A 26,437-nucleotide genomic window follows, 5' to 3' on the forward strand; every position below is an offset into this window, starting at 1 on the left:
TCTCATGGACCTGCGCAATATCGCAATCATCGCTCACGTGGACCACGGCAAGACGACCCTGGTGGATGAGCTGCTCAAACAATCCGGCGCGTTCCGGGAAAACCAGGCCGTGGCGGAACGCGCCATGGACAGCAACGACCTGGAACGCGAACGTGGCATCACCATTCTGGCCAAGGCAACTTCTGTCGAATGGAAAGACACGCGCATCAACATCGTCGACACGCCGGGCCACGCCGATTTCGGTGGTGAGGTCGAGCGTATCCTCAGCATGGTCGATGGCGTTGTCCTGCTGGTTGACGCCGCCGAAGGCCCGATGCCGCAGACCAAATTCGTGACGTCGAAAGCCTTGGCGCTGGGCCTGCGCCCGATCGTGGTTCTGAACAAGGTCGACAAGCCGGATGCGGAGCCTGATCGCGCACTGGATGAATGCTTTGATCTGTTTGCCAACCTCGGTGCCGATGATGATCAATTGGATTTCCCGGCCATGTATGCCTCGGGCCGCTCCGGCTGGGCGGATATGGAGCTGGACGGCCCGCGCAAGGACCTGAGCGCCCTGTTTGATCTGATCGTCGATCACGTTCCTGCCCCGAAACAGATCGCGCATAAGGGTGAGCCGTTCCGGATGCTGGCCACCACTTTGGGCAGCGATCCTTTCATCGGCCGCATTCTGACCGGTCGTGTGGAAAGCGGCACATTGAAGGCTGGCGACAGCCTGAAAGCCCTGAGCCGTGACGGATCGTTGATCGAAAACTTTCGCGCCTCAAAAATATTGGCATTCCGTGGGCTGGCACAGCAACCTATCGATGTGGCCGAAGCCGGTGACATCGTCACCATCGCCGGCATGAGCAAAGCCACCGTGGCGGATTCTCTGGTTGCTCCGCAGGTCGAAGAAGCCCTGCCTGCACAGCCCATCGACCCGCCGACGATCACCGTAACTTTTGGCATCAATGATTCTCCGCTGGCCGGTCGTGACGGCAAGAAGGTTCAGTCGCGCGTCATCCGTGATCGCCTGATGAAAGAAGCCGAATCGAATGTCGCTATCCGCGTCACCGACACACCCGGCGGCGAGGCTTTCGAGGTCGCCGGCCGAGGCGAATTGCAGATGGGTGTTCTGATCGAGAACATGCGTCGCGAAGGGTTCGAGCTCAGCATTTCGCGCCCCCAGGTTCTGTTCCGCGAAGAAAACGGACAGCGTCTGGAACCCATCGAAGAAGTCACCATCGACGTGGATGATGAATACTCGGGCTCGGTGATCGAAAAGATCACAGGGGCGCGCAAAGGTGAGTTGGTCGAGATGCGCCCCGCTGGGGCCGGCAAGACCCGCATCATCGCACATGTACCGTCCCGTGGTCTGATCGGCTATCACGGCGAATTCCTGACTGACACCCGCGGCACAGGCGTTCTGAACCGCGTGTTCCATGGCTGGGCGCCGCACAAAGGCTCGATCCCGGGCCGCCGGGCCGGCGTTCTGATCTCGATGGAGAACGGTCAGGCCGTCGCTTACGCCCTGTGGAACCTGGAGGAGCGGGGCCGGATGTTTGTCGGCCCTCAAACGGATGTCTATCAAGGCATGGTGATTGGCGAGCATTCTCGTGACAATGATCTGGAAGTGAACCCGCTGAAGGGCAAGAAACTGACAAACGTACGCGCCAGTGGCTCGGACGATGCGGTTCGCCTGACGCCGCATGTTCAATTCTCGCTGGAAGAGGCAATTGCCTATATTGACGACGATGAACTGGTCGAAGTCACCCCGAATGCGGTGCGCTTGCGCAAGCGTTATCTTGATCCGCACGAGCGCAAGCGGATGGCCAAGTCGGCCTGATTTTCCGGGCAGACCACCGTCGCGATCAGAAACAATTGCCCAAGTGTGGCAATTTTGCGTCCAAACGGACAAAAGACGAAAAATGGACAACCGGGCACTTCGCCCGGTTTTCTTTTGATAACAGGCGGCTTTCTGCTTCAGGTTGCATTAATTCTTCACCACTCCCCCGGCCCACATATTGTGATTGAGACCCGTTTAAGGTGAAAATATGCCAGTTGTGTGACGTCGTTCATAAACACCCTCGCTTCGGTGGTTCATATGAACACGTAGTAAAGTATCGAGTTTCGAGGAGTTCCAAATGGGTATCCGGTCCCGCAATATCCCGCTGTTTTTTGTTGCTACGACGTTTTTGTTTTCGCCTGCGGGTGAAGCTTTCGCAGCCGGGACATGTACCGTTCAAACAGCCAGACAATCCGCAGCTTCCGCACAGGTGTTATGTGAGTGCGACGCGGTGACATCGGGTATGATCCGGTACATTCAACGCCGGCACGATTTCGATCAAATTCTGGCGCGAGTCGGAGCTGAATGCACACCACTTGCAGATTTGCTTTCTGATTTTCCCACGGCATCGATCGGCGCAAGTGATCAACGGTCCGGAGATGGTCCGTCTGATGAGACTGTCGACAGCAGCCCGGCTTTCGGTGGCGGCGGTGGTTCAGGTGGTGGAACTGGCACCACAGGCGCTGGAGGCGGTGGCACTGGCGGTGAAGGTGGCGGCACTGGTGGTGAAAACGAAGGCGGTGGTGAAACCGAAGGCGGCGGCGAAGGCGAAGGTGGCGGCGAAGGCGGCGGCGAAGGCGGCGGAGAAGGTGAAGGCGGCGGCGAAGGTGAAAGTGAAGGTGAAGGTGAAGGTGAAGGTGAAGGTGAAGGTGAAGGTGAAGGTGAAGGCGAAACCTTCTGATTTGGAAGCAAAAATACCGGTGCAAGATTCGATTGCACCGGTTTTCACTTTCTCAAAAAAGTTTTCAGTTTTCCTCAGCTATGCCCGTAAACACCAACCCAACGTCCGGGCCGGTTCGGGTCTTGCATGCGAAGAAACAGGTACCGCGTCGCTGTCCAGGGTTTGATACGGTTTGTGAGGTTGTCCAAAACCAAATCACCGTTTGAAGAGCGGTACACCAGCACCGCATGAGGCACTCGGCGCGTGTCCAGAACAGTAGCGATCAAGAGTTTGCTTGGATCGACGCCGGCATGGATCAAATCCCTTTTCTTCAACAGCACGAAGTCTTCGCAATCGCCGCCCCTGGCCGTCGGAAGCGCCCAACGCTCGGTCGTTTTATACTGAGATTGATCGGTGACTTCACGCGTCGATCTGTTCACACGCCGGTTTATCTGTTCGACAACCTTCAGTTCTTGCTGGCTGGACATGGACACGGATCGCTTTCCTGCACAGGCCCAATTGTATTGAGCGCACAAGTTGGCGGCTCCGGACGGAGGCGGTGAAGACGCAACACTTGGGATAAACCCGTTCCCAGACGCATGCGCAACAGGGGTCATGGTAATGGCACAGATGCTCAAAACACTGATGCCAGCGACCCGCGCTGAAACTGGCAGAAGTTTGGCGCCAAGCTGCCTGGCCAGAATTATAAAGTGCTTCATGCCTGTACCCCAATCCGATGTTTTTCGCACGATTGCACGTCAAACAGGGTCGCATTCCGATTCGTGAAACTATCCGCGAACAAACCCACCTAGGCAATCACCTAAAAAGATGAAGGGGAAAAAGGGCGGAAATTCGTCCGTCAATCTGACCTTTTTGCGCAAGAATTTGGGTGGCGCAGCCACAATTCAGGCGCAAACCGCGCATATCCGCAACAGCGCGGCCTGATAAGCAATTGAAATTATAAAATAATAAACTCAGCCCATATTTGCGGGCTGAGTTTCCCTGACCGATCGTGGCATAAGCCAATGATTGCCTATTCGCTGCCCGTTTACCGGGTAAACCGCGCTACAAGCCGTGAAACCTGACGTTCACTCCGTGATTTCAACCACGACCAACTCACGTTCACTGGCGTCGCGCGCATGACTCAATGCTTGCTGATAATCATCCGAGTTGTAGCATTCGACGGCTGCTTCGAGCGACGGGAAACGGGCAACCACGTTGCGTGGCCGTTCCTTGCCTTCCAACTGAACGTAACGCGCCGCACGGGCGATGAAAGTACCCCCGTGCTTGGCAATGGCTGGCCCGGCCAGTTCCGCATATTTTCCATACGCCTCGGCATCGGTCACCGTCACATGCGCAATCCAGAGTGCAGCCATCTTATCCTCCCAAAACCTGTTCTGCGGCCTTGATCGCCGAATCCGCGTTCGACGCATCCCGACCACCGCCCTGGGCCATGTCCGGGCGGCCGCCGCCGCCCTTGCCGCCCAATTCCACCACGGCGGCCTTGACCAGGTCGACCGCCGAAACGGTTCCTGTCAGGTCTTCGGTGACGCCAGCCGCAACCGCGGCCTTGCCGCCGGTATCCGCGATGAGCAGTACCGCCCCCGACCCAAGACGCGCCTTGTGTTCGTCGATCAATGCCGGAAGATCCTTGCCGGACACGCCGCTGAGGGCCTGCGCTATGAACTTCACGCCGTTCACATCACGCGCTTCGGCACCGCCGCCCTGCCCGCTCCCGCCGGCCATCGCCAGATCTCGACGCAGTTGCGCCACTTCGTTCTGCAATGACTTGCGTTCCTCCAGCAGGCTTTTCACGCGTGCCACCACATCATCCGGCTGCGCCTTCAGTTCCGACGCCACCTGCGCAAGACGGTGATCCTGTGCCGAAAGGTAACGGAACGCTTCATCCCCGGTCAGTGCCTCGATGCGGCGCACGCCGGCACTGCTTGCGCTGTCGCCCAGGATGACAAAGGTGCCGATGTCACCCGTCTGACGCACATGAGTACCGCCGCACAGTTCGATCGACCAGGTTTCGCCATCATGGCCCTTGCCCGTCGGTGCCTTGCCCATCGAGACAACACGCACCTCGTCACCGTATTTCTCGCCGAACAGTGCCTGCGCGCCCAGTTTGCGCGCGTCATCTGGTGTCATGACCCGTGTCTCGACGGCCGAGTTCTGGCGGATGAAGTCGTTCACCTCACGTTCGATCTTCTGGATTTCCTCCAGGCTCAGCGCTTTGGAATGGCTGAAGTCGAACCGCAGACGATCCGCCGCATTCAGCGAACCGCGCTGCGCCACATGGTCGCCCAGCGTTTCCCGCAGCGCTTCATGCAGCAGGTGCGTGGCCGAGTGGTTGGCACGGATTGCAGTGCGGCGTGCGTGATCGACTTCCAGCTCGACAGCATCGCCTTTTGACACGGCACCGCTGACAACCGTCACCTTATGTGCATAGACCTTCCCATCGGCGAATTTTCTGGTGTCCTCCACCCGGCTGAGGTGATCGCGATCTTCAAGGCGCCGCATCTCGCCAGTATCGCCCACCTGGCCACCAGCTTCGCCGTAGAACGGCGTCTGGTTCACCACGACCCAGCCGGTGCTGCCCGCGTCGATCTTGTCAACCAAGGCACCGTCGACAACCAGTGCCGCAACCTGAGCTTCGGCTTTCTCGGTGTCATAACCAAGGAAGTCGGTCGCCCCGGCGCTGTCCAGAACATCGAACCAAACCGCCTGATCCGCGGCTTCACCTGACCCGGCCCAGGCAGCCCGCGCCTTGGCCTTTTGTTCGGCCATCGCCGTTTCAAAGCCTTCGGTGTCTACTGTCCGGCCTTTTTCACGCAGCGCATCCTGCGTCAGGTCCAGTGGGAAACCGTAAGTGTCATACAGTTTGAAGGCCGCTTCACCGGACAAAGGCGCACCCTCGGAAAGGCCGGACACCTCATCGTCCAGCAGCCTCAACCCCCGGTCCAGCGTCTGCTTGAAGCGGGTTTCTTCAAGCAACAAGGTTTCTTCGATCAATGGCTGTGCCTGGGTCAACTCGGCATAGTGACCGCCCATCTGTTGTACCAATGACGGGACAAGACGGTGCATGACCGGATCCTTGGCACCCAACAGATGCGCATGACGCATGGCACGACGCATGATGCGGCGCAGAACATAACCGCGGCCATCATTGCTGGGCATCACGCCATCCGCAATCAGGAACGAAGTCGAACGCAGGTGGTCCGCGATCACACGGTGGTGTACGTTCTGATCCCCGTAAGGATCCACGCCAGTCGCATCGGCCGAGGCCTCGATCAGTGCCTTGAACAGATCGGTGTCATAGTTGTCATGGCTGCCCTGCAACAATGCGCCGATCCGCTCGAGCCCCATGCCCGTATCGATCGACTGCATGTCGAGTTCCACCATCGAGCCGTCTTCGAACTGCTCGTTTTGCATGAAGACGACGTTCCAGATTTCAATGAACCGATCGCCGTCCTCTTCGGCAGAGCCCGGAGGACCACCCCAGATGTGGTCGCCATGATCATAAAAGATTTCGGTACACGGGCCGCAGGGGCCGGTCGGACCCATCTGCCAGAAATTGTCGCTGGTGGCGATGCGGATGATCCGGTCTTCGGGAACACCGACCTTTTTCCAGATTTCAAACGCCTCGTCATCGGTATGATAGACCGTTGTCAGCAGGCGGTTCTTGTCGATCCCGAATTCCCTGGTGATCAATTCCCACGCGAACGGGATCGCTTCGCGTTTGAAGTAATCACCGAACGAGAAGTTCCCCAACATCTCGAAGAATGTATGGTGGCGCGCGGTGTAACCCACATTGTCGAGATCGTTGTGCTTGCCGCCGGCACGTACACATTTCTGCGCCGTGGTGGCGCGCTTGTAGTCACGTGTTTCCAGGCCGGTGAACAGGTTCTTGAACTGCACCATGCCCGAATTGACGAACATCAGCGTCGGGTCGTTGCGCGGCACCAGCGGGCTGGACGCCACGACCTCATGCCCCTGTTTTTCAAAGTAGTTCAGAAAGGTCGATCGGATGTCGTTCAGGGTTGGCATGGGGCTCTCTCGGCGCACAAAAAAATTGGTCCCCGCAGGTTTATCCCCCTGTCAAACGAGTGTCCACAGCAGAGGCGTATCCGAACGAAACAAGGCGGCCCGGGGGACCGCCTTGTTCATGGTATTTTCAACACAACACGTCGGACCGGAAACGTAACGCCCCCCGTCAGCGACCGTCAGGCTTCAAGGATGTCATCATCTTCGGCTGCGCCCGGAGGCATGTCGAAATCCAATCCGTGAGCCGCCCGAATCTTGTCTTCGATCTCAAAGGCAATGCGGCTGTTGTCGCGCAGATACTGTTTGGCGTTCTCACGCCCCTGCCCGATCCGTTCGTCGCCGTAACTGAACCATGACCCTGACTTTTCGACCACACCGGCTTTGACACCCAGATCCAGCAGTTCGCCCATCTTGCTGATGCCCTCGCCGTACATGATGTCGAATTCCACCTGCTTGAAAGGCGGCGCAACCTTGTTCTTGACGACCTTGACGCGCGTCTGGTTGCCGACAACTTCGTCCCGGTCCTTGATCGCGCCGATGCGGCGAATATCCAGACGGACCGAGCTGTAGAATTTCAGAGCATTCCCGCCGGTGGTGGTTTCGGGGCTGCCGAACATCACGCCGATTTTCATCCTGATCTGGTTGATGAAGATCACCATACAGTTCGAGCGGCTGATCGAGCCGGTCAGTTTCCGCATCGCCTGGCTCATCAGACGGGCCTGAACGCCAACATTGCTGTCACCCATATCGCCTTCCAGTTCGGATTTCGGCGTAAGCGCCGCAACCGAATCGACCACGACCATGTTGACCGCGCCCGAACGCACCAGCGTATCGGTGATCTCAAGCGCCTGCTCTCCGGTATCGGGCTGCGAGATCAGAAGCTCATCCAGATCAACGCCCAGCTTTCGCGCATATTGCGGGTCCAGCGCGTGCTCGGCGTCGACAAAGGCGCAGACGCCGCCGCGTTTCTGCTGTTCTGCAATGCAATGCAGCGTCAGCGTCGTCTTCCCCGAGCTTTCGGGGCCGTAAATCTCAACGATCCGCCCCATCGGCAGACCACCAATTCCCAGCGCTATGTCCAGCCCGAGCGAGCCTGTCGAACTTGCGTCGATGTCCTGTTTGGCGCCTTCGCCCAGCTTCATGATGGAGCCCTTACCGAACTGCCGTTCGATCTGGGCCAGCGCGCTGTCGAGCGCCTTTTGCTTGTCTGCGTTTTTCTTGTCGCTCATTGTCAGAAGATCCGCCATTGTCCTGTCGCCTTCCCTTTTGTCACACCCTTGATCGGGCGGCAATCGCTGCTTTGTTCGCCTCTTGTTCCTTATGGGACCAAAAAGAGAACATTTCAATAAAAACTTACAGGGTTTACTCTTCTTCAATTGTATTAAGGAGTCGTTTACGACAATCTGCGCGCATAGCCGGGTGACAATTGGAGCAATTAAATGCTTGTTTTCTATGAGGAACGCCTTGCCTTCCTTGCCGTTCCGAAAACCGGCAGCACGGCTTATCACACAGCGTTGCGGGATCGCGCTGATATCGTCGTCACTCATCCGCCCGAGCTCAAACATGCTCCGGTGCGCAGGTATGATCGGTTTTTCCAGAACATTTTTCGCAAGATGTACGATACCGAGATGGAGATCCTGGCAGTTGTTCGCGAACCCGTTGACTGGCTGGGCAGCTGGTATCGATTTCGCAGCCGCGCCGACCTGATCGGTCACGTCCATTCGACCCGAGACATGAGTTTCGACGCGTTTGTGCAGGCCTATATGACAAACCCGCGCCCGGATTTTGCCGATGTTGGCAGCCAAAGCCAGTTTTTCCGTACCCGCAGCAATGGTCGCGGTGCCACTCATATCTTCAAATACGAAAACCAGGACAAAATTCTCGACTTCCTGCAAGCGCGACTGAACATGCAGATCGACCTGCCGCAAGAGAATGTATCACCATCGGGTGATCTGACGCTGACGCCCGAGACACGGCAGAAATTTCATAAAAGACACGCAGAGGAATTCGCGCTCCACGATGCAGCATTGTAGGATGTTCAGTTCAGTTGTTGGAAAACCGCCTCGGTCAACTGGTTGAGAGAAAACGGCTTGGGCAGGAAGGTCGAATTGGCGATCTCGGGTTCTGAGTCGCCAAAGGCACCTTCCGTATAACCCGATACGAAGACCACGCGGGCGTCCGGGCGTGTTTCCCGAGCTTTGCGCACCCAGGTCGGCCCATCCATGCCGGGCATGACCACATCCGTCACAAATACGTCGACGTTCAAAGACGGATCCTCCAGAAGCCGCAGTGCTTCCTCGGCCGAATCCGCCTCCAGCACGGTATAGCCCTTGAGCCGCAGAGCCCTGGTTGCGAAGGCGCGGACCGGCGCTTCGTCTTCAACCAAAAGCACGACGCCCTCTCCTTGCCGGGCACTTTGGGATTCGGGTTGCGCCGGAGAATGCTGTTCCGCCTCTGCCACTGTGGCGCAAACCGGTAGAAAAACGGTGAATTCAGTGCCTCGGCCCACCGTGCTGTCGACAAAGATGAAACCGCCCGTCTGCTTGACGATGCCATAGGCCGTTGAAAGCCCAAGCCCTGTACCCTCGCCCGTACGCTTTGTCGTATAGAACGGCTCGAAGACCTTTTGCAGTTTGTCGGCAGGTATTCCCACGCCGCTGTCCATGACCCTGACCGTAACATATTCGCCTGGCTGGACGGTCGCCCTGTCCCTGCTGAGCGGTTGCGTCAGGTTCAACACTTCGGTCTCGATACGTATTTCGCCCCCGTCCGGCATGGCGTCGCGCGCGTTGACGACCAAGTTCATCAACACCTGTTCCAACTGCCGTTTGTCCGCCCGAACCGGCTTTAATACCGGATCATGGCTGAGAGTCAGCAGAACTTTCTCGCCCACCAACCGGTTCAACAAGTGAATGAGGTCCGAGATCGTGTCACGCAAATCCAGAACTTCGGGCCTGAGAGTCTGTTTGCGCGAGAATGCCAGAAGCTGGCTGACCAGCGCAGCGGCCCGGTTGGCGTTCTGATTGATCTGCACCAGATCCCCGTAGTCCGGGTCATTCTGATCGTGGCGCAACAACAGCAGATCGCAGTGCCCGGAAATGGCCGTCAGCAGGTTGTTGAAATCATGCGCGACTCCGCCAGCCAACTGGCCCACAGCTTGCATTTTCTGTCCTTGGACAAATTGAGCTTCCAGAGTTTTCAACTCGGTCGCATCATTCAGGACCGCGATAAGACAGATCTTGCCATCGACAACGACACGGCTCAGCGTGACCTGTACGAAGACCTCCTTGTCTTTTCGGGTCAACTGAAGAAACTCGGATCGTTGCGCGTCTTCTTGCGCGGCTGTCCGCGCCAGCCAATCAAGAATGGGGTGCCCCATACCCCGCATGATGTCGGCTATGTTGGTGCCTTCCAGGTTTTCATTTCCCAGCAACTTGTTCGCCAACCTGTTGGCATTCAGAATGGCCCCCGCCGGAGACAGGGTGAGAACCGGAACCGGAAGATCTGCAAAAGACGTGCTGGCCCCGGGCGCCTGAGTGTCAATGAGCGGCACCAACCCAAGGCTTCGTTCCTTGCTGGATCGGGAAAGCTCCGTCACAGCCACCGGAATCATCCCGTCCTGTGACTTGATAATGTTTGAGGCTCCGACCTGGGGGTCAGCATCACCGAAGATGTCGCGAACCCGTCCGGGACGCGGCCCAAGCATCTTTTTCGCCGCCGGATTCGGGCGCACCACCTCATCCGCGCATCCGATGGTCAGAACCGGCAGGTTGAGAGACTGCCAGCTTTCCTGTTCTGACTGTTGAAACCGCCAGCAAAAAATGTCGGGAGCCAATTGAAACACGGTTACACTGTTTGTGTTTCCCCTGATCACGCAGTCTTCGCGGGCCCGACCGAAGGATCGGGCCTGAGATTGCAACCTCAACATAATCACCTGAGGGGTCGAGAACGTCGAACCGAGGCAGCTTTCAAGGCTGGCTCCTTTCGCCGCGCCGAACTGTTCCCGCGCTGATGCGTTGGACGCCAGAATGTCGCCATAGGCATTTGCGATCAGGAAGGGTGACTCTTCCTGTTCTGCAAAAGCGGCCATGACGGCAGTGGTTTGTTGCGCGTGTCTGGCAGCGACCTGGCCTTTGATCACGACGCACAATGCCACAATCAAAAGCGAAATCCCCGCGACCATCATGCCCGTGGTCCAATCCGGTGGCAGCAACCCGACCAAGGGCGCAATGCCGATCAACAATGCCACCGCCACCAACGACCAAAGACGAGATGCCGGGGGCGTGTGGGCAAGAGATGGGTCGCTGAAAAATTCTGCTGTGTCAGACATAAACGGCTCGGGCGCAAAGTTATCGGCTATAACGGCCAAAATTGGTTAATTCCCGCTTAACGGCGTTTGGAAAGCGTCAATCTACCCAAGGTTGTTATTTGCCAAAAGCTCAGCGCGTCAAGTGCGACGTAAAGAACCCGTCAGATTCGTGTGTAACGTGCCACGTTTTCCGGTAGGTTTCCCGCCACTGGGAAAAATGATCCAGAAAACCGTCTATGATCGCGCCGTTTTCATCGTTCAGAACCGAACAGGTTGCGTAAGCCAGCAGGCCGCCCGGATGCACCAAAGGAACAATGTCGGATAGAATACGGGCCTGAATGGTGGTGAGGTCCCGCAAGCGATCCTCGGTCAAGGCCCATTTTCCGGCTGGCGCCCTTCGCCAAGATCCGCTGCCAGAGCACGGCGCATCAACCAAAACCACATCAAACGGATCAACACCTGAAAGGTCATCGGAGTTGAGGATGGTTATCTTTGCGCCTGCTCGTTCCGCCCGCGTCGGAATATCTTTCATGCGGCCGGAATTCACATCATGTGCGTACACTTCGACGCCCTCGTGCGCTGCAAGAGCCAGCGCCTTGCCACCGCCACCCGCGCAATAATCCAGAACGCGCATTCCCGGCCGCAGATCCAGCGCGGCCACAACCGCCTGGCTTGCAGCGTCCTGAAGCTCGACCAGGCCCCGGGCATAGGCCTGGCTTTGGGCAATGCGCCGGGCCTCCTCTGTCACTTCAAGGGCGGTTTGGCATACCTGAACCGGATGGGAGACAATACCCTCGGACTTCAAGGCGTCGATGGCCCCGCCCAGATCGGTTTTAAGGAAGTTGACCCGCAGATGAACGGGCGCCCGGTTCTGCAATGACATCGCGCAAGGAACCAAGGCGTCCTTCAGAGAGTCAACGAACCGAGGCCACAGCCACTCCGGAATGTCATATCTCTCGGCCTCGGACGCGAAATCCCGCGCCGTTTCCGTTTCCTCAACCGGCATCGGAGCGTGACGATCGCCGGTAAACAACTCGGCCAGATCACCGCCTGACGCACGGGTCGCACCGATCATCAAACCGCGCCCGGTGTCGGACCCTCCCAACGCAGCGTACGAGCGCTTGTGTCGCAACGCGTCGAATACGTGATCGCGAATGGCCGCCCGATCCTTGGACCCTGCGAAACGACTGCGCCGCGCCCAGCCGGTGAGTGCTTTTTCGACCGGCGCGCCAGCCAGAATATCATCCAGAATTTCGATCGAGGCCTGAACACGGGCGGCGGGTGTCATGGTGGAATACCTCGGCGGAAATGGGCCCGGCTGGCCGATCCAATTGGTAAAATGGCACCCGCTCGTGGGTGCCTTGTGTCTTGCTGGATGGCTTACATGACCCGGTAGTTCGGGCTTTCGCGCGTGATCTGAACGTCATGCACGTGGCTTTCTTTCAGACCGGCGCCGGTAATTTTCACGAAATTGCAGTTCTTGCGCATCTCTTCGATGGTGGCGCAGCCGGTATACCCCATCGCCGCGCGCAAACCACCAACCAGCTGGTGGATCACGGCACTGGCCGAGCCTTTGTAGGGCACCTGACCTTCGATGCCTTCGGGCACCAGTTTGTCATTGGCTGCATCTTTCTGGAAATAGCGGTCGGCTGATCCACGCGCCATTGCGCCCAGGCTGCCCATCCCGCGATAAGATTTGAACGAACGACCCTGATACAGGATCACCTCGCCCGGGCTTTCGTCGGTGCCCGCAATCATCGACCCGACCATGGCACAGGATGCCCCGGCGGCAATCGCCTTTGCAAAGTCACCCGAGAACTTGATACCACCATCCGCGATGACCGGAACGTCGCCCGCTGCTGCCGCACAATCGCTGATCGCGGTCAACTGAGGAACACCAACCCCCGCCACCATCCGTGTGGTACAGATCGACCCCGGGCCAATACCCACCTTGATCGCGTCGGCTCCAGCATCGATCAGCGCTTTGGTCGCCTCGCCGGTTGCAACGTTCCCGGCAATGATCTGAACCTCGTTCGACAGGGTCTTGACCCGCCTCACAGCGTCCAGCACGCCCTGCGAATGACCATGCGCCGTATCGACGACGATGATGTCGACACCCGAATCCACCAATTGTTCGGACCGTTCGAACCCGGCATCCCCGACCGACGTCGCCGCAGCGACCCGCAGGCGACCCAGACGGTCCTTGCAGGCGGTTGGGTTCAAAACGGCCTGTTCCGTATCCTTCAGCGTCAGAAGACCGGTCAGCTTGCCTTCGCCATCGACAACCAGCAGCTTTTCGATACGGCGCGCCCGCATCAGGCTTTTGGCTTCTTCCAGATCGGCCGGTTCCTGTAGCATCGCCAGATTTTCCGAAGTCATCATCGCGTGTACCGGCGTATCGTCCGAGTTCGCAAAGCGCATGTCGCGGTTGGTCAGGATACCCACCACGCGGCCCTGCTCGTCGACGACTGGAAAACCGGTGAAGTTGTAGCGCTGTACCAGCGCGTTGGCGTCGGCCAATGTCTGATCCACCCGCAACGTCACGGGGTTATAGACAATACCGGATTCGAACCGCTTGACCCGGCGGACCTCGCGGGCCTGTTCTTCCACCGAAAGGTTCTTGTGTACCACACCGATGCCGCCCGCCTGCGCCATGGCAATGGCCATTCGCGCCTCGGTCACGGTGTCCATGGCCGAACTCAGCAGCGGGATGTTCATGGTGATCTCGCGCGTCACACGCGTGGTCGTATCCGCCGTTGCCGGCAGCACGGAAGATGCGCCCGGAACCAGGAGAACGTCGTCAAAGGTAAGTGCCTCACGAATCTGCATCTGAATACCCCATGCAAAAGCCCGTTTGGCGGTGACCCTATTACACGGATTGAACCAAAGGAAAAGCCCTTGGGGGCAACTCTTTGGCTCTGGCTGTCGATGCAGTGGAAGAAAACGACGCTCGTTGTGCAGATCGTGCCGCTGATGGCCTTTCCCTTTTCGCTCAAACCCATATCTTGCCCGGCATACGCGCGAATATGAAAAGGTATGTCACTGATGACCACCGACCCTCTTGTCGTCTTTACCCCGTCCGGCAAACGCGGGCACTTCCCCGTCGGCACCCCAATACTGACGGCGGCCCGTCAATTGGGGGTGGATCTGGATTCGGTCTGTGGGGGCCGCGGCATCTGTTCAAAGTGCCAGATCACACCCAGCTATGGCGAATTTCCCAAGCACGGCGTCACGGTGTCCGAGGGCGCGCTGAGCGAATGGAACGCCGTCGAACAGCGTTATGACGACAAGCGCGGGTTGAAACCGGGCCGCCGTCTTGGCTGTCAGGCCTCGGTTCAGGGCGACGTGGTGATCGACGTACCGCCGGAAAGCCAGGTACACCGGCAGGTCGTGCGCAAGGCGGCCGCCGCGCGTGCCATCACGATGGACCCGGCCACGCGCCTTTATTTCGTTGTGGTGGAAGAACCCGACATGCATTCGCCCACCGGCGATCTGGAACGGCTCGAGCGCGCGTTGCGCGAACAGTGGGGCATCGAAGCCGTCACGGCGGACCTGTCGTTGATGTCCAAACTTCAACCAGTTCTGCGCAAGGGCAAATGGGAAGTCACCGTGGCGGTTCACAAAGGTCACAAGGACAGCGTAGCGCGTATCGTCGAAATCTGGCCCGGCCTGCATGAAGGCGGGCTGTATGGTCTGGCCATCGACCTCGGATCGACCACCATCGCCGCGCATCTGACCGATCTGGAAACCGGCGAGGTCAAGGCATCCTCCGGCCTCATGAATCCCCAGATCCGTTTTGGTGAAGACCTGATGAGCCGTGTTTCGTATTCCATGATGAACCCCGGCGGTGATCAGGAGATGACCAGGGCCGTGCGCGAGGCGATCAATGACCTGGCCACGTCGATTGCCGAAGAGGCGGGCATCGATGCCTCTCTGATCGTGGAAACGGTATTCGTCTGCAACCCGGTCATGCATCACTTGCTGCTGGGGCTGGACCCGGTGGAACTGGGTCAGGCGCCGTTTGCACTGGCAACGTCGGAAAGCATCTCCCTGCCCGCGCGCGAGATGGATCTGACCACTATGAACCCACGCGCGCAGGTCTATATCCTGCCCTGTATCGCGGGCCATGTGGGCGCGGACTGCGCGGCGGTGGCCCTGTCCGAAGAACCCGGCAAGTCCGAAGATCTGGTTCTGATCGTCGACGTGGGCACCAACGCTGAAATCCTGCTGGGCAATACCAGCCGCGTGCTCGCCTGTTCCTCGCCCACCGGGCCTGCCTTCGAAGGCGCTCAGATCAGTTCTGGCCAGCGCGCCGCACCCGGCGCAATCGAAAGAATTGAGATAGACCCCGTCACCAAGGAACCCCGGTTCCGCGTCATCGGGTCCGATAAATGGTCCGACGAAGACGGCTTTGATCTGGATATCGCCACGACCGGGATCACCGGCATCTGCGGTTCGGGTATAATCGAGGCAGTGGCCGAGATGCGTATCGCTGGCCTGCTGGACGAAGGCGGCCTGATCGGATCGGCGGAACAGACCGGTACGGCCCGCTGCGTGCCCGAAGGTCGCACACACGCCTATCTGATCCACGACGCCAGCGCCGAAGGCGGCCCCCGCATCACCGTCACGCAGGGTGACATCCGTGCCATTCAGCTTGCGAAATCCGCATTGTACGCAGGCGCACGCCTGCTGATGGACGAAATGGGCGTCGAAAAGGTGGATCGCGTGGTTTTGGCCGGTGCGTTCGGCGCGCATATCTCGACCAAACACGCCATGGTGCTGGGGATGATACCCGATGCGCCGCTGGAGAAAGTCTCGAGCGCGGGCAACGCCGCAGGTACCGGCGCGCGTATCGCGCTGTGCAATATCGGATCGCGCGCCGAGATCGAACGCGTCGTGCGCGAGATCACCAAGATCGAAACCGCCATCGAGCCGAAGTTTCAGGATCATTTCGTGGCCGCCAATGCGATCCCGCACAAGACCGACCCGTTCCCGGAACTGGCCCAGGTTGTCACACTGCCCAACCCAAGCTTCAACACCGGCGGCGAGACCGAAGCAGGTGGCGGACGTCGTCGCAGGCGTCGCGGTTAAACCGACAGTTCAGTGACCCGTGGGAAACCTCGGGTCATTGTCCTCACCCATAACAGGCGTTGCGTCGGACCTCGTCCAGCGACGTGACGCCTAGTTGGGCCATGGCGATGCTCATTTCTTCGCTGAGTACCGACCATAGCTGTTCAAGGCCCGCTTCGCCTTCGGCCGCTATTGCAAACTGAAGGATGCGACCGAAAAAGGCAAAGTCCGCCCCGTTCGCAAGTGCCTTGAGGACGTCTTCACCCGAGCGCAGCCCGCTGTCGTAGAAAAGCGGAAAATCCGGACCGACGGCCTTGCGTATCTCGGGCAGAACCGTGATTGGCGCGGGCGCACTTTCCAACTGGCGTGCACCATGGCTTGAGACCTGAATGGCGTCCACGCCCGCTGACTTGAGCCTTTGCGCGTCGTCTGCATCCAATACGCCTTTGACTACCAGATTCCCGGCCCACTGGTCGCGCAGGCGGGCCAATGTCTCCCATGTGGCCTTGGCGCGGCTTTCGGTTCGGTCGAAATCGTAGCCATCCATCAGGAAATTCGCCATTTCCGGCTTGCCTTTCAGCAGCACCGGCAAGGACCACCGCGGGTGCAAGGCAAAATCCATCACCTGCTTGGGACCCATTTTGAAGGGCATCTTGAACCCATGGCGCAACTCGCGCGGGCGTCGTCCAACCTCGGGCACATCCACGGTCAGCACCAGTGTTTCATACCCCGCTGCCTTGGCGCGATCGACAAGCTTGAACGTGCCGCTGCCATCGCCGCTGAAATACAGCTGGAACCAGGCATGGCCTTCAGCTTCGACGATCAGATCCTCCATCGCGGTCGAGGCGACAGTCGAAACACCAAGCGGCACTTCATGGCGTGCTGCGATGCGGGCCAGCATCAAGTCGGCCCCCGGCGCGGACAAATTGCACATGCCCATCGGCGCGATACCAAACGGGCGTTTCGCGGGCCGGTCGAACAGGGAACTTGCCAGAGATCTTTCACTGACGTCGCGCAGGATACGCGGGCGCAAGGTCATTGCATCCAAAGCGGACCGATTGCGACCGGCACCCATCTCGGCCCCGGCTGCACCATCAATATAGTCGAACACCATCCACGGAAGACGCCGCCGCGCCAGGCGGCGGGCGTCCTCGGCACTGTGGATGGCGCTTGCGCCCATCAGGCCTGAACGGCCTTCATGAAGCGGTCGCGGATGACGACTGGATCCATCGTGATCGGCGGCATCTTGGCGTTGCCGCTTTCACATTTGCTGACGATGATTGTCATCTGTTTGGCGTCCAGCGCCTCTTGCAGCACGCGTCCGGTGTCTTCGGCGGCACATTCGATCACGCGCTCACACCCGGCTGCTTCGGCCATTTTGGCCAGAGAGGTCTTTTGCCCGGCATAGGTCGGCTGATCGCCGGTCGAACCGTACGAACCATTGTCAACAATCAGCAGGATATAATTGTCTGCCACGTTGTTGGCGATGGTCGGCAACGTCCCCAGATTGGTCAGGATCGAGCCATCCCCATCAATGACGATCACCGGTTTAGGCTGGGCCAGCGCAAGCCCCAGACCGATCGAGGACGCCAGGCCCATTGTCCCCAGCATGTAGAAATTGGTTGGCTGGTCGTCGATGGCGTGCAGTTCCTGGCTGGGAATGCCGATGTTGCAGACAACCAGTTGATCACGCAGGATCGGGGCGATTTCTTTTAGTATTTCAGAACGGATCATTGGTCGCCATAGCCTCCCCAGAAATTGGCGTCGGTCAGGATGGCGACCGGCTTGTTGCACATGAATGTGTATTTCAGGATCGCGTCGAGCTCCTCGACATCCGCCTGATGGTGGAAGTGGTAGGTGGGGATGTTCAACTGGGCCAACAGCGCCTTGGTGTGAACCGCCATTTCAACCTGGCAGGCAATGGGCTCGCGCAGTTCGCCCCGGTACGAGATCAGCATCGGCAGCGGCATCCGGTAATACTGGATCAGCGTCGCCAGCGTGTTGATCGTCACGCCAATGGCCGTGTTCTGCATGATGATCGCGGGACGCTTGCCGCCCATCCACGCCCCTGCACACAGGCCCATCCCTTCGTCTTCCTTGTTGGACGGAATGTGATAGATGCCATCACGCTCATCGATTTCCGCGATGACACCTGCCAATTGCTTGCACGGGACAGTGGTGACAAACGAGATATCGTTCGCCACCAGATCGTCGGTGATCTTCTTGTCTATGTTCATGATCCAGCTTTTGGTCCTGTTTGGGGCGCTAGACGCGCGATTGAGGAATTCACGCCCTTCGGTGCACGTGCACGGCACAGGGGGCATGGCGGACGACGCGCGAAGCGGTCGATCCCAGGAAGTAGTCGCTCAGGTCCGGTTTGTGCGAGCCGATTACGATACAGTCGACATCTTTGCTGCTGGCATAATCGATGATGGACCGTGCGGTATGGCCTTTGACGATTTCGGCCGTCACCCCTTCAAGCCCCTCGATTTTTTGCAGCAATTGCAAACGGGCCCTTTCGAAACCTTCGGCGACAACCGATTTGTCCAGATAGGCGCTGACCGATCCCTGAGGCATCTCGTAGACATGCAGCGCAATTATTTCCGCGCCCTTTCCTGACAAGGCCCGTGCGATTTCCAGAGTGTGTTGCGATATGCCGTGATCCAAAGCCAACGGGACCAGTATTTTCGTGTACATGAAGGTCTCCAGTTCTGTCAGTTCTATCCCCAGGGTTTCAGGATAATCTTGGGTGCGGCCACGGCGCCAGATCGGATATCGCAAAACGCCTGCGCGCCGTCGGCCAGGGCGCGTTCTTCGATCCAGTCCAGAGCCCCCAGCCGCCCGTCAAAGATCGCCTGAGCCGTCTGGCGAAAGTCCTTGGCGGTGTAGGTGTAAGTCCCGATGAATGTGATTTCCTGCAAGGTCATCCGGCGAATATCCAGGCCACCGGCATCCTCTCCCAACCCCACATGCGCGATCACGCCCCCCGGTTCGGCCATGGCCGAGGCAACCGACCGCGTCGCGGCATAGCCCACGGCATCTATGACCAACGGGTAAGTCCCCTTGGCTGAACCCACCAGCGCAAAGCTTTCGATTTTCGCCAGGTAAGTCCGACGCAGCTCATTTGGTTCCGCGATTGTCACGTCATCGACGCCCATTGCCCGCAAGGCCAAGGCCGCCGCAAGGCCGATGGCCCCGCCGCCGATCACCAGTGCGCGACGGTCCATCGCCGGATGCAGCGCCTCGATCCCCAACCGGACCGTATGCCAGCTTACCGCCAGCGGTTCCGCCAGCGCGGCTTTGGCAAACGATATATCTTCCGGAACTTCGACAAGATTGCTGGCAGGCATGGTGACGTATTGCGCGAACGCCCCTTCGCGCGGCGGCATCGAGATGATCTGGCGATCCGGGCACAGGTTTTCCCGGCCGGCAAGGCAGGCCGCGCATTGACCGCAGCTGACCAGCGGGTTGATCGTCACACGATCACCGGCGCGTTTCCCGTCAACAATCACACCGGCCGCCTCGTGCCCAAGGATCAGCGGTGCCGGACGACGCGCATCGTGTCCCAGATAGGCATGCATGTCCGATCCACAGATGCCGACCGCCTCGATCCGGATCAAATGTTCGGATGGACCGGCCTCGGCATCCGGCACCTCACCGAACACCATCTGTTCCACACCTTGGTAAACCAGCGCCTTCATTTGGCCGTGAACCCTCCATCAACCATAAGAACCTGCCCCGTGACATAGCCGGACGCGTTCGAGCACAAAAACAGGATCGGTCCATCGATGTCCTGCATCTGTCCATTGCGCCCAATGCAGGTTTGAGCGGCGTTCCGCTCTGCGCGCTCGGGGTCGTCGAACACGGCCTGCGTCAGTTCAGTGGGAAAGAACCCCGGACCGATCGCGTTGGCGGTAATGCCAAAGGGCGACCAGGCCTCGGCCATCGCGCGGGTCAGTTGCCCGATCCCGGCCTTGGTGGCCCCATAGGCAATGCCGCCCGGAAACGCGCGCGTTGTTTGCAGCGAGGCGAAATTGACGATACGCCCCCACCCCTTCCTTTTCATTTCGGGCACCATGGCCTGACTGAGGAAAAACGGCGCGCTGAGGTTCAGTGCAAGCGTGGCATCCCATCCTTCAGGAGTAACATCGTCGGCAGCCTCGCGTGTGTTGACCCCAGCCGCATGTACAATGATGTCCGGTGCTCCAAACTTCGAATTGATCGTCTGCACCAGCTCGCTCATTCCGTCACGATCCGAAACATCGGCGACCACCGCTTCTGCGTTGTTGCCGATTTCGGCCTGCATCTGCGCCAACGCGTCGCTGCGCCGGGCCACGCCGACAACACGCGCGCCGGCTGCGGCAAGTGTCCGCGCCACCTGCCGCCCCAGCCCCGAACTGGCGCCGGTGATGCAGGCCACCCGGCCCGTCAGGTCAAACAATGCGCGCGGGTCATCCATCGGCGGTCAGGTCGAACGTTTCATCCGGGAAATACTTGGCCAGACGCACATCCGCTGCACGGGCGTGACCCTCCATTCCTTCCAGTCGGGAAATCCGGGCGGTTGCTTCGGCGATCGATTTGGAACCTTCACGCGTGGCCCGCTGCCAGGTGACGATCTTCATGTATTTGTGAACACTCAAACCGCCGGTATAGCTGGCCGCACCGGACGTTGGCAGAACATGGTTCGTCCCGGTCGCCTTGTCTCCGTAGGACACGGTGGTTTCCTCACCCAGGAACAGCGAGCCATAACACGTTAGCCGATCCAGCCACCAATCCAGATCCTCGGCCTGAACCGTCAGGTGCTCGGGCGCATATTCATCGGAACAGGCGGCCATCTCTTCGCGGTCGGAACAGACGATGACTTCGGCATAGTCGCGCCACGCGGCCGAGGCATTTTCGCGGTTCAGCTCTGGCAGATCGTCGATCAAAACCGGAACCAGCTCCATCACTTTCCGCGCAAGGTCGCGATCATCCGTTACCAGCCAAACGGGCGAATTGTACCCGTGCTCTGCCTGACTGACCAGATCGGTTGCCACCACATGGGCGTCCGCGGAACTGTCGGCAAGGATCAGGCTGTCGGTCGGACCCGCGATCATGTCGATGCCAACCTTGCCGTACAGGATGCGCTTGGCTTCGGCTACGAACTGGTTGCCCGGCCCCACAAGGATATTGGCGCGCGGCAAACCGAACAAACCATAGGTCATGGCAGCCACGCCCTGTACACCGCCCATGGCCAGAATGCTGTCGGCTCCGCAGATATGCGCGGCATAGACAATCGCGGGCGCAACACCTTCGCCCGGTCGCGGAGGAGAACAGGCGGTGATATGACGGCACCCGGCGACCTTGGCCGTTGTCACCGTCATGATCGCGCTGGCGATATGGCTGTAGCGCCCACCGGGAACATAGCATCCTGCCGCATCCACCGGGATCGCCTTTTGCCCCGCAACGAAACCGGGAACGATCTCCATCTGTACGTCCGACACGGTAGCCTTCTGCGTCTCGGCAAAGCGTCGGACGTTGTCATGGGCAAAGCGTATATCGGCCTTCAGTTTTTCCGGCACCAGCGCGATGGCGGCATCAATCTCGTCCTGCGTCATCAGGACGTTTCCTTCGAACTTGTCGAACTTGACGGCGTATTCCAGCGCCTTGGCATCGCCACCGGCCTCGATATCGGCAAGGATGGTCTTGACCGTATCATGCACCTCTGAGGCATGTGATTGAGCGGTTAAAGTCGCCTTTTTCAAATATTCACGAGGCATGTTCAGCAGGTCCTATTGGTAGATTTCAGGAAGCAGTGTGGTCGACACAGCAGGCACGTAGGCGATCAGGATCACCACGATCAGCATGGTCAATACGAAAGGAATGGCCCGGGCAGCAATCTTCAGAATGGACTCACCGGTAATGCCAGATACGACGAACAGGTTCAGACCCAGCGGCGGCGTGATGAAGCCCACACCCAGCGCGGTGATCATCATGATGCAGAACTGGATTTCATTCATGCCGATATTGTCGGCCAGCGGTTTCAGGATCGGCGCCAGGATCACGATGTTCGGCGTTGTCTCCATGACGCAGCCCGCTGCGATCAGGATGCCGATCATCAGCAAGATCAACAGATACGGATCATCGGTAAGCGACGTGACCGAGGCCACGAAGCCCTGTGGCACGCCCATGATCGCCAGTGCTTCGGCCAAGGGTGCCGAGAAGGCGATGATCGGCAGGATGACTCCGTTCACCTTGGCCGAACTGACCAGCATCGATGGAAAGTCCGCCAGCGTCAGTGTGCGCAGGATGAAGCCCATGATGATGGTGACGATCACGGCGGTTGCGCCGGCTTCGGTCGGGGTCAGGCGACCTGAGAAGATGCCGTAGAAAATGATCCCCGGCACGATGAAGGCGTACCAGCCCGATTTCAGCGCCTTGCCCAGATTGGCCAGCCATTCCCCCATGGTCATCATGCCGCCGCCCTCATAGGCGTAAAGACGGTTCATGATGATGTTGGTGATCAGGATCGACACCAGAATGGCCAGACCCGGGATCAAGGCTGCTAGAAACAGGGTCGAGGCGGAAATACCCAGCACGAGGCCGATGATGATATAGGCGATCGAAGGCGGGATCAGGATGCCGGTACAGGCACCAGCCGCAACCAGAGCACAGGCATAGGGGCGCGGATATCCGCTTTCCACCAGCCGGTTGATGGTCATCCGACCAACCGCCGCCGCCCCGGCGGCATCCGACCCTGAAATCGCGGCAAACATACCGCAGACCAGAACCGTGGCCGACCCGAACCCGCCCTTGGCGAAGCAGGTCAGCGCCTCGGCTACGTCCAGGAATTTGCGCGACAGACCGGTCCGTACCAGAACGTCCCCGGTCAGGATGAACAAGGGTACCGCGGTCAGGGCAAATGCGTCGATACCTGTGAACAGGCTTTCTCCGACCAGGCTGAGAGGTAGATCACCGGACATGATCAGCATCACGATCGCCGCTGTTCCTATGGCGGCCCAAACGGGCACGGCCAAGGCGATCAGGCCTACGAACAGGATCACCGGCAGGTAAAAATCCCAGCCCAGTTCAACGGTTTGATTGAGGGAATTCCAAAGCATCCGTATTCTCCTCAGTCAAACAGCTTGTCGCCTTCGAAGACGGGGGTGCCGTCACGAAGTGATTTCAGGTCACGCAGGAAGGATTGGATCAGCCGCCATATCATCAGGGCAAATCCAGTAGGCACGGCCATAAGAAACCAGACTTTCGAGACCCGAAGCCCATCCGTGACCGAGCCGAACTTGGCCGAAACATGAACCGCCTCATACGACCAGTAGAGCGCGATGATCGCCACGCCGAACATCACCAGATCGCCAAAAATATAAAGCACCGCTTTGGGTCGTGGCCCGATGTAGTGCATGATCACATCGATCCGTATATGCGCCCGCTCCTTCACCGCAGCGGCAGCACCAATCCAGGCAAGGTAGATGAAGGAATACCGGACAATTTCCTCGCCCCAGATCGACGAATAGGCAAAAATCTCGCGCCGCAGCACCTCGATGGCCATGGTAATCACCAGCATCACGTAGAACACCAGCAGCAACCAGCGCTCTGCATTCCGGTCTATGTTTTGAAGAATGGTCATCTGATCCTCCGACGAAAGGACAGCCAGGCCCGCGCCTGCCGTAGCGGGATGTTGTCGGGCTGACTGAAAGTAAGGTTCGTGGACGCCTGTCAGGCGTCCACGGCTTGGGCCTTAGGCGTCGTGGACGTAATATTTGCCTTGAGTACCGGCGGCTTCGACGAGCTTTTCGAAGTTTTCCATCGATCCGGCCAGTTCCATCTTGAACGGATCCCAATCGGCGTTCTGATACCCGCCTGCATCCTGCCATTCCGCCAGTTGATCGTCACTGAGCGAATGGAACTGCACCCCGGCCTTGTTCAGCTCGGCCATGGCATAGGCGCGGGCCGACGGAACCTTGGACAGGTTCTGGTGGCTGGTCATTTCCGATCCCCACATGATGCCTTCCTGTACATCGGCAGGCATCGAGTTGAACCATTCCAGGTTACAGGAATAAACCTGGCTGTCCGGCACCGCCTGCGTGAAGGTCACATGGCTGAGGATATCCTTGAAACCGAAGACATAGAGCGCGCCAACCGAAGGATCGAGCGCATCCGCAACGCCCTGCTTGATGGCCGACGGGGTCTCGCCCCAGGCTACCGGCGTCGGGTTCGCGCCGACCATCCGGTAGTATTGTTGCAGCATCTTCGATCCCGGCACGCGGAACTTGATCCCGCTCATGTCACCGGGGGTGAGTACGGCATTGCCGCCCTGACGAACCGCAACCACGCGCGGGTCGATGTTTACATAGAACAGGGCCTTGAATCCTGCGGCCTCGACCTTGGGGTGAACCTCATTTTTCCACGTGTCCGAATGGACAAGGTTGGTGAAACGCTGGTTCGAGCCGCACAGGTACGGCATGTTGATCAGGTCGACTGTCGACGCGAACGGCGCGAAATTCGACAGCGAATGCTGCGCGGCCTGAATGGTGCCGCCCTGCACCTTCTGGACCAGTGCGCCACCCGCACCAAGCTGACCGCCGGGGGCCAGTTTGACATAGACCTTGCCGTTTGTGGCGTTCTGAATGTTTTCTTTCAGGTCCAACTGCATGATCGGATAGCTGCGCGACGCGCCAAGCACATAGGCCGTGGCCACGGTCATCACGTGATCTGCGGCCTTTTCACGCTCGCTCTCTTCCTTCGCGGTCTGCGCAGCGGCCTCGGAAGACCACAAAACGCCCCCTGCCCCAGCCACCATTGCGGCCGTGAACGCGCCACTGGCGCTCAGTTTCAGAAAATTGCGGCGCTCGGCCGATGCCAGTTCGGTCTTGTCGGTTTTCATCAATTGCCCTCCCAAGCAAAAGTTCAGCTGCCGTCTTGTGCGTTCCGGTCAGCTTCCTTTTTCAGAATTGCGACAACGAACAGGATCGAAGCCGCGAACAGAACCAACATCTCTCCAACGTCGCCAAGAAACGCGCTGCTCGCAAAAGCACCCAAAGCGACATTTGCGAAATAGATCGCAAAAACGATGACTGATGCAGCGAGATACATTTCCGGGACTCCCTTCAGAATCGGCTCAAATACCTTTGTAAGCGCTTACATCATAAATGCAAGCGCTTACATAAACGCTTTCATCCTTGGAAGAATGCGACTAACTTAGGCGAACCGGAATTGAGAGTTCGAGAATGTCAAAACATCGGTCCGCACCGACGCTGGATGACGTTGCCAAGGCAGCAGGCGTTTCCACTGCCACCGTGTCACGGTGCCTGAACACCCCGCAACAGGTGGTCGAGGCAACGCGGAAACGTGTTCTGTCTGCCGTGGACTCCCTGGGATACACGCCAAACTTTGCGGCACGCGTGATGGCTGCACGGCGTTCTTTCACGATTGGCGCGATAATCCCGACGATGGAAAATGCAATCTTCGCAAGGGGGTTGCAGGCGTTTCAAGAGGAGATCCACAAACAGGGCTACACCTTGCTGGTCTCCAGCTCGGCCTATCAACCGGCCGCAGAAGAAGAACAGATCCGAACGCTGGTTGCGCGGGGCGCCGACGGGCTGTTGCTGATCGGGCATGACCGTGACGCGCAAATCTACGACTATCTCGAAAGGCGTAAAGTGCCGGCCCTGGTCGCGTGGTCCTTCCTGCCAAACGAACCAATACCGTCCGTCGGGTTTGACAACAGACGGGCGATGGAGGCTTTGACAAGCAAGATCATCGAATTAGGCCATACGCGGTTGGCAACGATTTCAGGCATCAGCAAGGGCAACGACCGTGCGCGCCTACGGATCCAGGGGATAAAAGACGCGATGTCCCGACATGACCTTTCGCAAGACGATCTGGTCGTGATCGAAACCTCGTACGAGATTGAAAACGGTGCCGAGGCATTCAAGCATCTCATGTCGAATGACAACCCGCCGACCGCGGTTTTGTGCGGCAACGACGTTCTGGCCGTCGGTGCGGTGCGGCAAGCTCAGCAGATGGGACTTCGGGTACCCGAAGATGTATCGATCACCGGATTTGATGATATCGAGCTTGCGCGCATCGTCGCCCCTGCCCTGACAACTGTCCATGTTCCTCATCGTGACATGGGACGCAAGGCTGCTTTGGCGTTGATACAGATGATCGAATCCAACGCACCGGGCAAATCTGTCGAACTGCCGACCCGCATCGTAGGCAGAGAGTCTCTGCTTGGCCTCAACAGGTAGCGCCGGCTTTATCAACCCGTTGAGCAGATCCACGGAAACATGCGCCGGTTAGATCCGTAAAG

General features: G+C 58.7%; 23 protein-coding genes. 5 read left to right on the forward strand and 18 right to left on the reverse strand.

Annotated features, from left to right (window positions below):
• The first annotated feature begins 4 nt into the window (after positions 1 to 4).
• Together typA and AC2FF8_RS00925 are read left to right on the forward strand one after the other, a co-directional pair.
• A complete protein-coding gene (gene typA, locus AC2FF8_RS00920) occupies positions 5 to 1,822 on the forward strand; it encodes a translational GTPase TypA (RefSeq protein WP_496878699.1) in 1,818 nt (605 codons plus the stop codon).
• A 611-nt stretch (positions 1,823 to 2,433) separates the two neighbouring features.
• The gene (locus AC2FF8_RS00925) at positions 2,434 to 2,889 is read left to right on the forward strand and encodes a hypothetical protein (protein WP_496879275.1); all 456 of its coding nucleotides are present in this window, start codon (positions 2,434 to 2,436) and stop codon (positions 2,887 to 2,889) included.
• On the opposite strand, the gene AC2FF8_RS00930 is transcribed toward AC2FF8_RS00925, so the two are convergent.
• From AC2FF8_RS00930 to recA, 4 genes are all read right to left on the reverse strand, one after another.
• Complete coding sequence (locus tag AC2FF8_RS00930) at positions 2,798 to 3,421, reverse strand: transglutaminase-like cysteine peptidase (RefSeq protein WP_496878700.1); 624 nt, start codon at positions 3,419 to 3,421, stop codon at positions 2,798 to 2,800. The genes AC2FF8_RS00925 and AC2FF8_RS00930 overlap by 92 nt on opposite strands.
• 369 nt (positions 3,422 to 3,790) lie before the next feature.
• A complete protein-coding gene (locus AC2FF8_RS00935; RefSeq protein WP_170344227.1) occupies positions 3,791 to 4,078 on the reverse strand; it encodes a DUF1330 domain-containing protein in 288 nt (95 codons plus the stop codon).
• Between the two features lies 1 nt (position 4,079).
• Positions 4,080 to 6,752 carry an alanine--tRNA ligase gene (gene alaS / locus AC2FF8_RS00940; protein WP_170344226.1) on the reverse strand — a complete coding sequence of 891 codons (2,673 nt, stop codon included), beginning with the start codon at positions 6,750 to 6,752 and terminating at the stop codon, positions 4,080 to 4,082.
• Between the two features lie 176 nt (positions 6,753 to 6,928).
• Entirely contained in the window at positions 6,929 to 7,996 is a 1,068-nt protein-coding gene (recA, locus tag AC2FF8_RS00945) for a recombinase RecA (RefSeq protein ID WP_152458025.1), read from the reverse strand.
• 192 nt (positions 7,997 to 8,188) lie between these two features.
• On the opposite strand from recA, the gene AC2FF8_RS00950 reads away from it, so the two are divergent.
• A complete protein-coding gene (locus AC2FF8_RS00950) occupies positions 8,189 to 8,782 on the forward strand; it encodes a gamma-glutamyl kinase (protein WP_496878701.1) in 594 nt (197 codons plus the stop codon).
• Between the two features lie 5 nt (positions 8,783 to 8,787).
• Here the strand turns inward: AC2FF8_RS00950 and AC2FF8_RS00955 are convergent, their stop codons facing one another.
• The 3 genes from AC2FF8_RS00955 to guaB form a co-directional block, all read right to left on the reverse strand.
• Positions 8,788 to 11,079, reverse strand: a complete 2,292-nt coding sequence (locus AC2FF8_RS00955; protein ID WP_496878702.1) for an ATP-binding protein — start codon at positions 11,077 to 11,079, stop codon at positions 8,788 to 8,790.
• 109 nt (positions 11,080 to 11,188) lie between these two features.
• Positions 11,189 to 12,346 (reverse strand): RsmB/NOP family class I SAM-dependent RNA methyltransferase, encoded by a 1,158-nt coding sequence (locus AC2FF8_RS00960; RefSeq protein WP_496878703.1) that lies wholly within the window; start codon positions 12,344 to 12,346, stop codon positions 11,189 to 11,191.
• A 92-nt stretch (positions 12,347 to 12,438) separates the two neighbouring features.
• Complete coding sequence (gene guaB / locus AC2FF8_RS00965; protein ID WP_170344221.1) at positions 12,439 to 13,887, reverse strand: IMP dehydrogenase; 1,449 nt, start codon at positions 13,885 to 13,887, stop codon at positions 12,439 to 12,441.
• 216 nt (positions 13,888 to 14,103) lie between these two features.
• Here guaB and AC2FF8_RS00970 point away from each other — a divergent pair, with 216 nt between their 5' ends.
• Positions 14,104 to 16,149, forward strand: a complete 2,046-nt coding sequence (locus AC2FF8_RS00970; protein ID WP_496879259.1) for an ASKHA domain-containing protein — start codon at positions 14,104 to 14,106, stop codon at positions 16,147 to 16,149.
• A gap of 43 nt (positions 16,150 to 16,192) precedes the next feature.
• Here the strand turns inward: AC2FF8_RS00970 and AC2FF8_RS00975 are convergent, their stop codons facing one another.
• From AC2FF8_RS00975 to AC2FF8_RS01025, 11 genes are all read right to left on the reverse strand, one after another.
• Positions 16,193 to 17,308, reverse strand: coding sequence for an alpha-hydroxy acid oxidase (locus AC2FF8_RS00975; protein WP_496878704.1), 1,116 nt, complete (start codon positions 17,306 to 17,308; stop codon positions 16,193 to 16,195).
• Positions 17,308 to 17,862: a sulfopyruvate decarboxylase subunit beta gene (comE, locus tag AC2FF8_RS00980; RefSeq protein ID WP_496878705.1), complete on the reverse strand. Its 555-nt coding sequence runs from the start codon at positions 17,860 to 17,862 to the stop codon at positions 17,308 to 17,310. The genes AC2FF8_RS00975 and comE overlap by 1 nt, the downstream gene beginning before the upstream one ends.
• Complete coding sequence (comD, locus tag AC2FF8_RS00985; RefSeq protein ID WP_117868908.1) at positions 17,859 to 18,365, reverse strand: sulfopyruvate decarboxylase subunit alpha; 507 nt, start codon at positions 18,363 to 18,365, stop codon at positions 17,859 to 17,861. The genes comE and comD overlap by 4 nt, the downstream gene beginning before the upstream one ends.
• Positions 18,366 to 18,414: 49 nt before the next feature.
• Positions 18,415 to 18,825, reverse strand: a complete 411-nt coding sequence (locus AC2FF8_RS00990) for a universal stress protein (protein WP_170344215.1) — start codon at positions 18,823 to 18,825, stop codon at positions 18,415 to 18,417.
• 23 nt (positions 18,826 to 18,848) lie between these two features.
• Positions 18,849 to 19,829: a zinc-dependent alcohol dehydrogenase gene (locus AC2FF8_RS00995; protein WP_170344213.1), complete on the reverse strand. Its 981-nt coding sequence runs from the start codon at positions 19,827 to 19,829 to the stop codon at positions 18,849 to 18,851.
• On the reverse strand, positions 19,826 to 20,587 hold the full coding sequence (locus AC2FF8_RS01000) for an SDR family NAD(P)-dependent oxidoreductase (protein WP_496878706.1): 762 nt from the start codon (positions 20,585 to 20,587) through the stop codon (positions 19,826 to 19,828). The genes AC2FF8_RS00995 and AC2FF8_RS01000 overlap by 4 nt, the downstream gene beginning before the upstream one ends.
• Positions 20,580 to 21,887, reverse strand: a complete 1,308-nt coding sequence (hisD, locus tag AC2FF8_RS01005) for a histidinol dehydrogenase (protein WP_171725392.1) — start codon at positions 21,885 to 21,887, stop codon at positions 20,580 to 20,582. The genes AC2FF8_RS01000 and hisD overlap by 8 nt, the downstream gene beginning before the upstream one ends.
• Positions 21,888 to 21,899: 12 nt before the next feature.
• Positions 21,900 to 23,228 (reverse strand): TRAP transporter large permease, encoded by a 1,329-nt coding sequence (locus AC2FF8_RS01010; RefSeq protein WP_496878707.1) that lies wholly within the window; start codon positions 23,226 to 23,228, stop codon positions 21,900 to 21,902.
• Between the two features lie 11 nt (positions 23,229 to 23,239).
• Entirely contained in the window at positions 23,240 to 23,752 is a 513-nt protein-coding gene (locus tag AC2FF8_RS01015; protein WP_170344207.1) for a TRAP transporter small permease, read from the reverse strand.
• Positions 23,753 to 23,863: 111 nt separating this feature from the next.
• Positions 23,864 to 25,009: a TRAP transporter substrate-binding protein gene (locus tag AC2FF8_RS01020; RefSeq protein ID WP_171362834.1), complete on the reverse strand. Its 1,146-nt coding sequence runs from the start codon at positions 25,007 to 25,009 to the stop codon at positions 23,864 to 23,866.
• 23 nt (positions 25,010 to 25,032) lie between these two features.
• Positions 25,033 to 25,218 carry a hypothetical protein gene (locus AC2FF8_RS01025; protein WP_170344203.1) on the reverse strand — a complete coding sequence of 62 codons (186 nt, stop codon included), beginning with the start codon at positions 25,216 to 25,218 and terminating at the stop codon, positions 25,033 to 25,035.
• Between the two features lie 134 nt (positions 25,219 to 25,352).
• Here AC2FF8_RS01025 and AC2FF8_RS01030 point away from each other — a divergent pair, with 134 nt between their 5' ends.
• Positions 25,353 to 26,375 carry a LacI family DNA-binding transcriptional regulator gene (locus tag AC2FF8_RS01030; protein ID WP_257600764.1) on the forward strand — a complete coding sequence of 341 codons (1,023 nt, stop codon included), beginning with the start codon at positions 25,353 to 25,355 and terminating at the stop codon, positions 26,373 to 26,375.
• Positions 26,376 to 26,437: the final 62 nt, after the last annotated feature.

The organism is Ruegeria sp. YTSA144 (assembly GCF_059610125.1).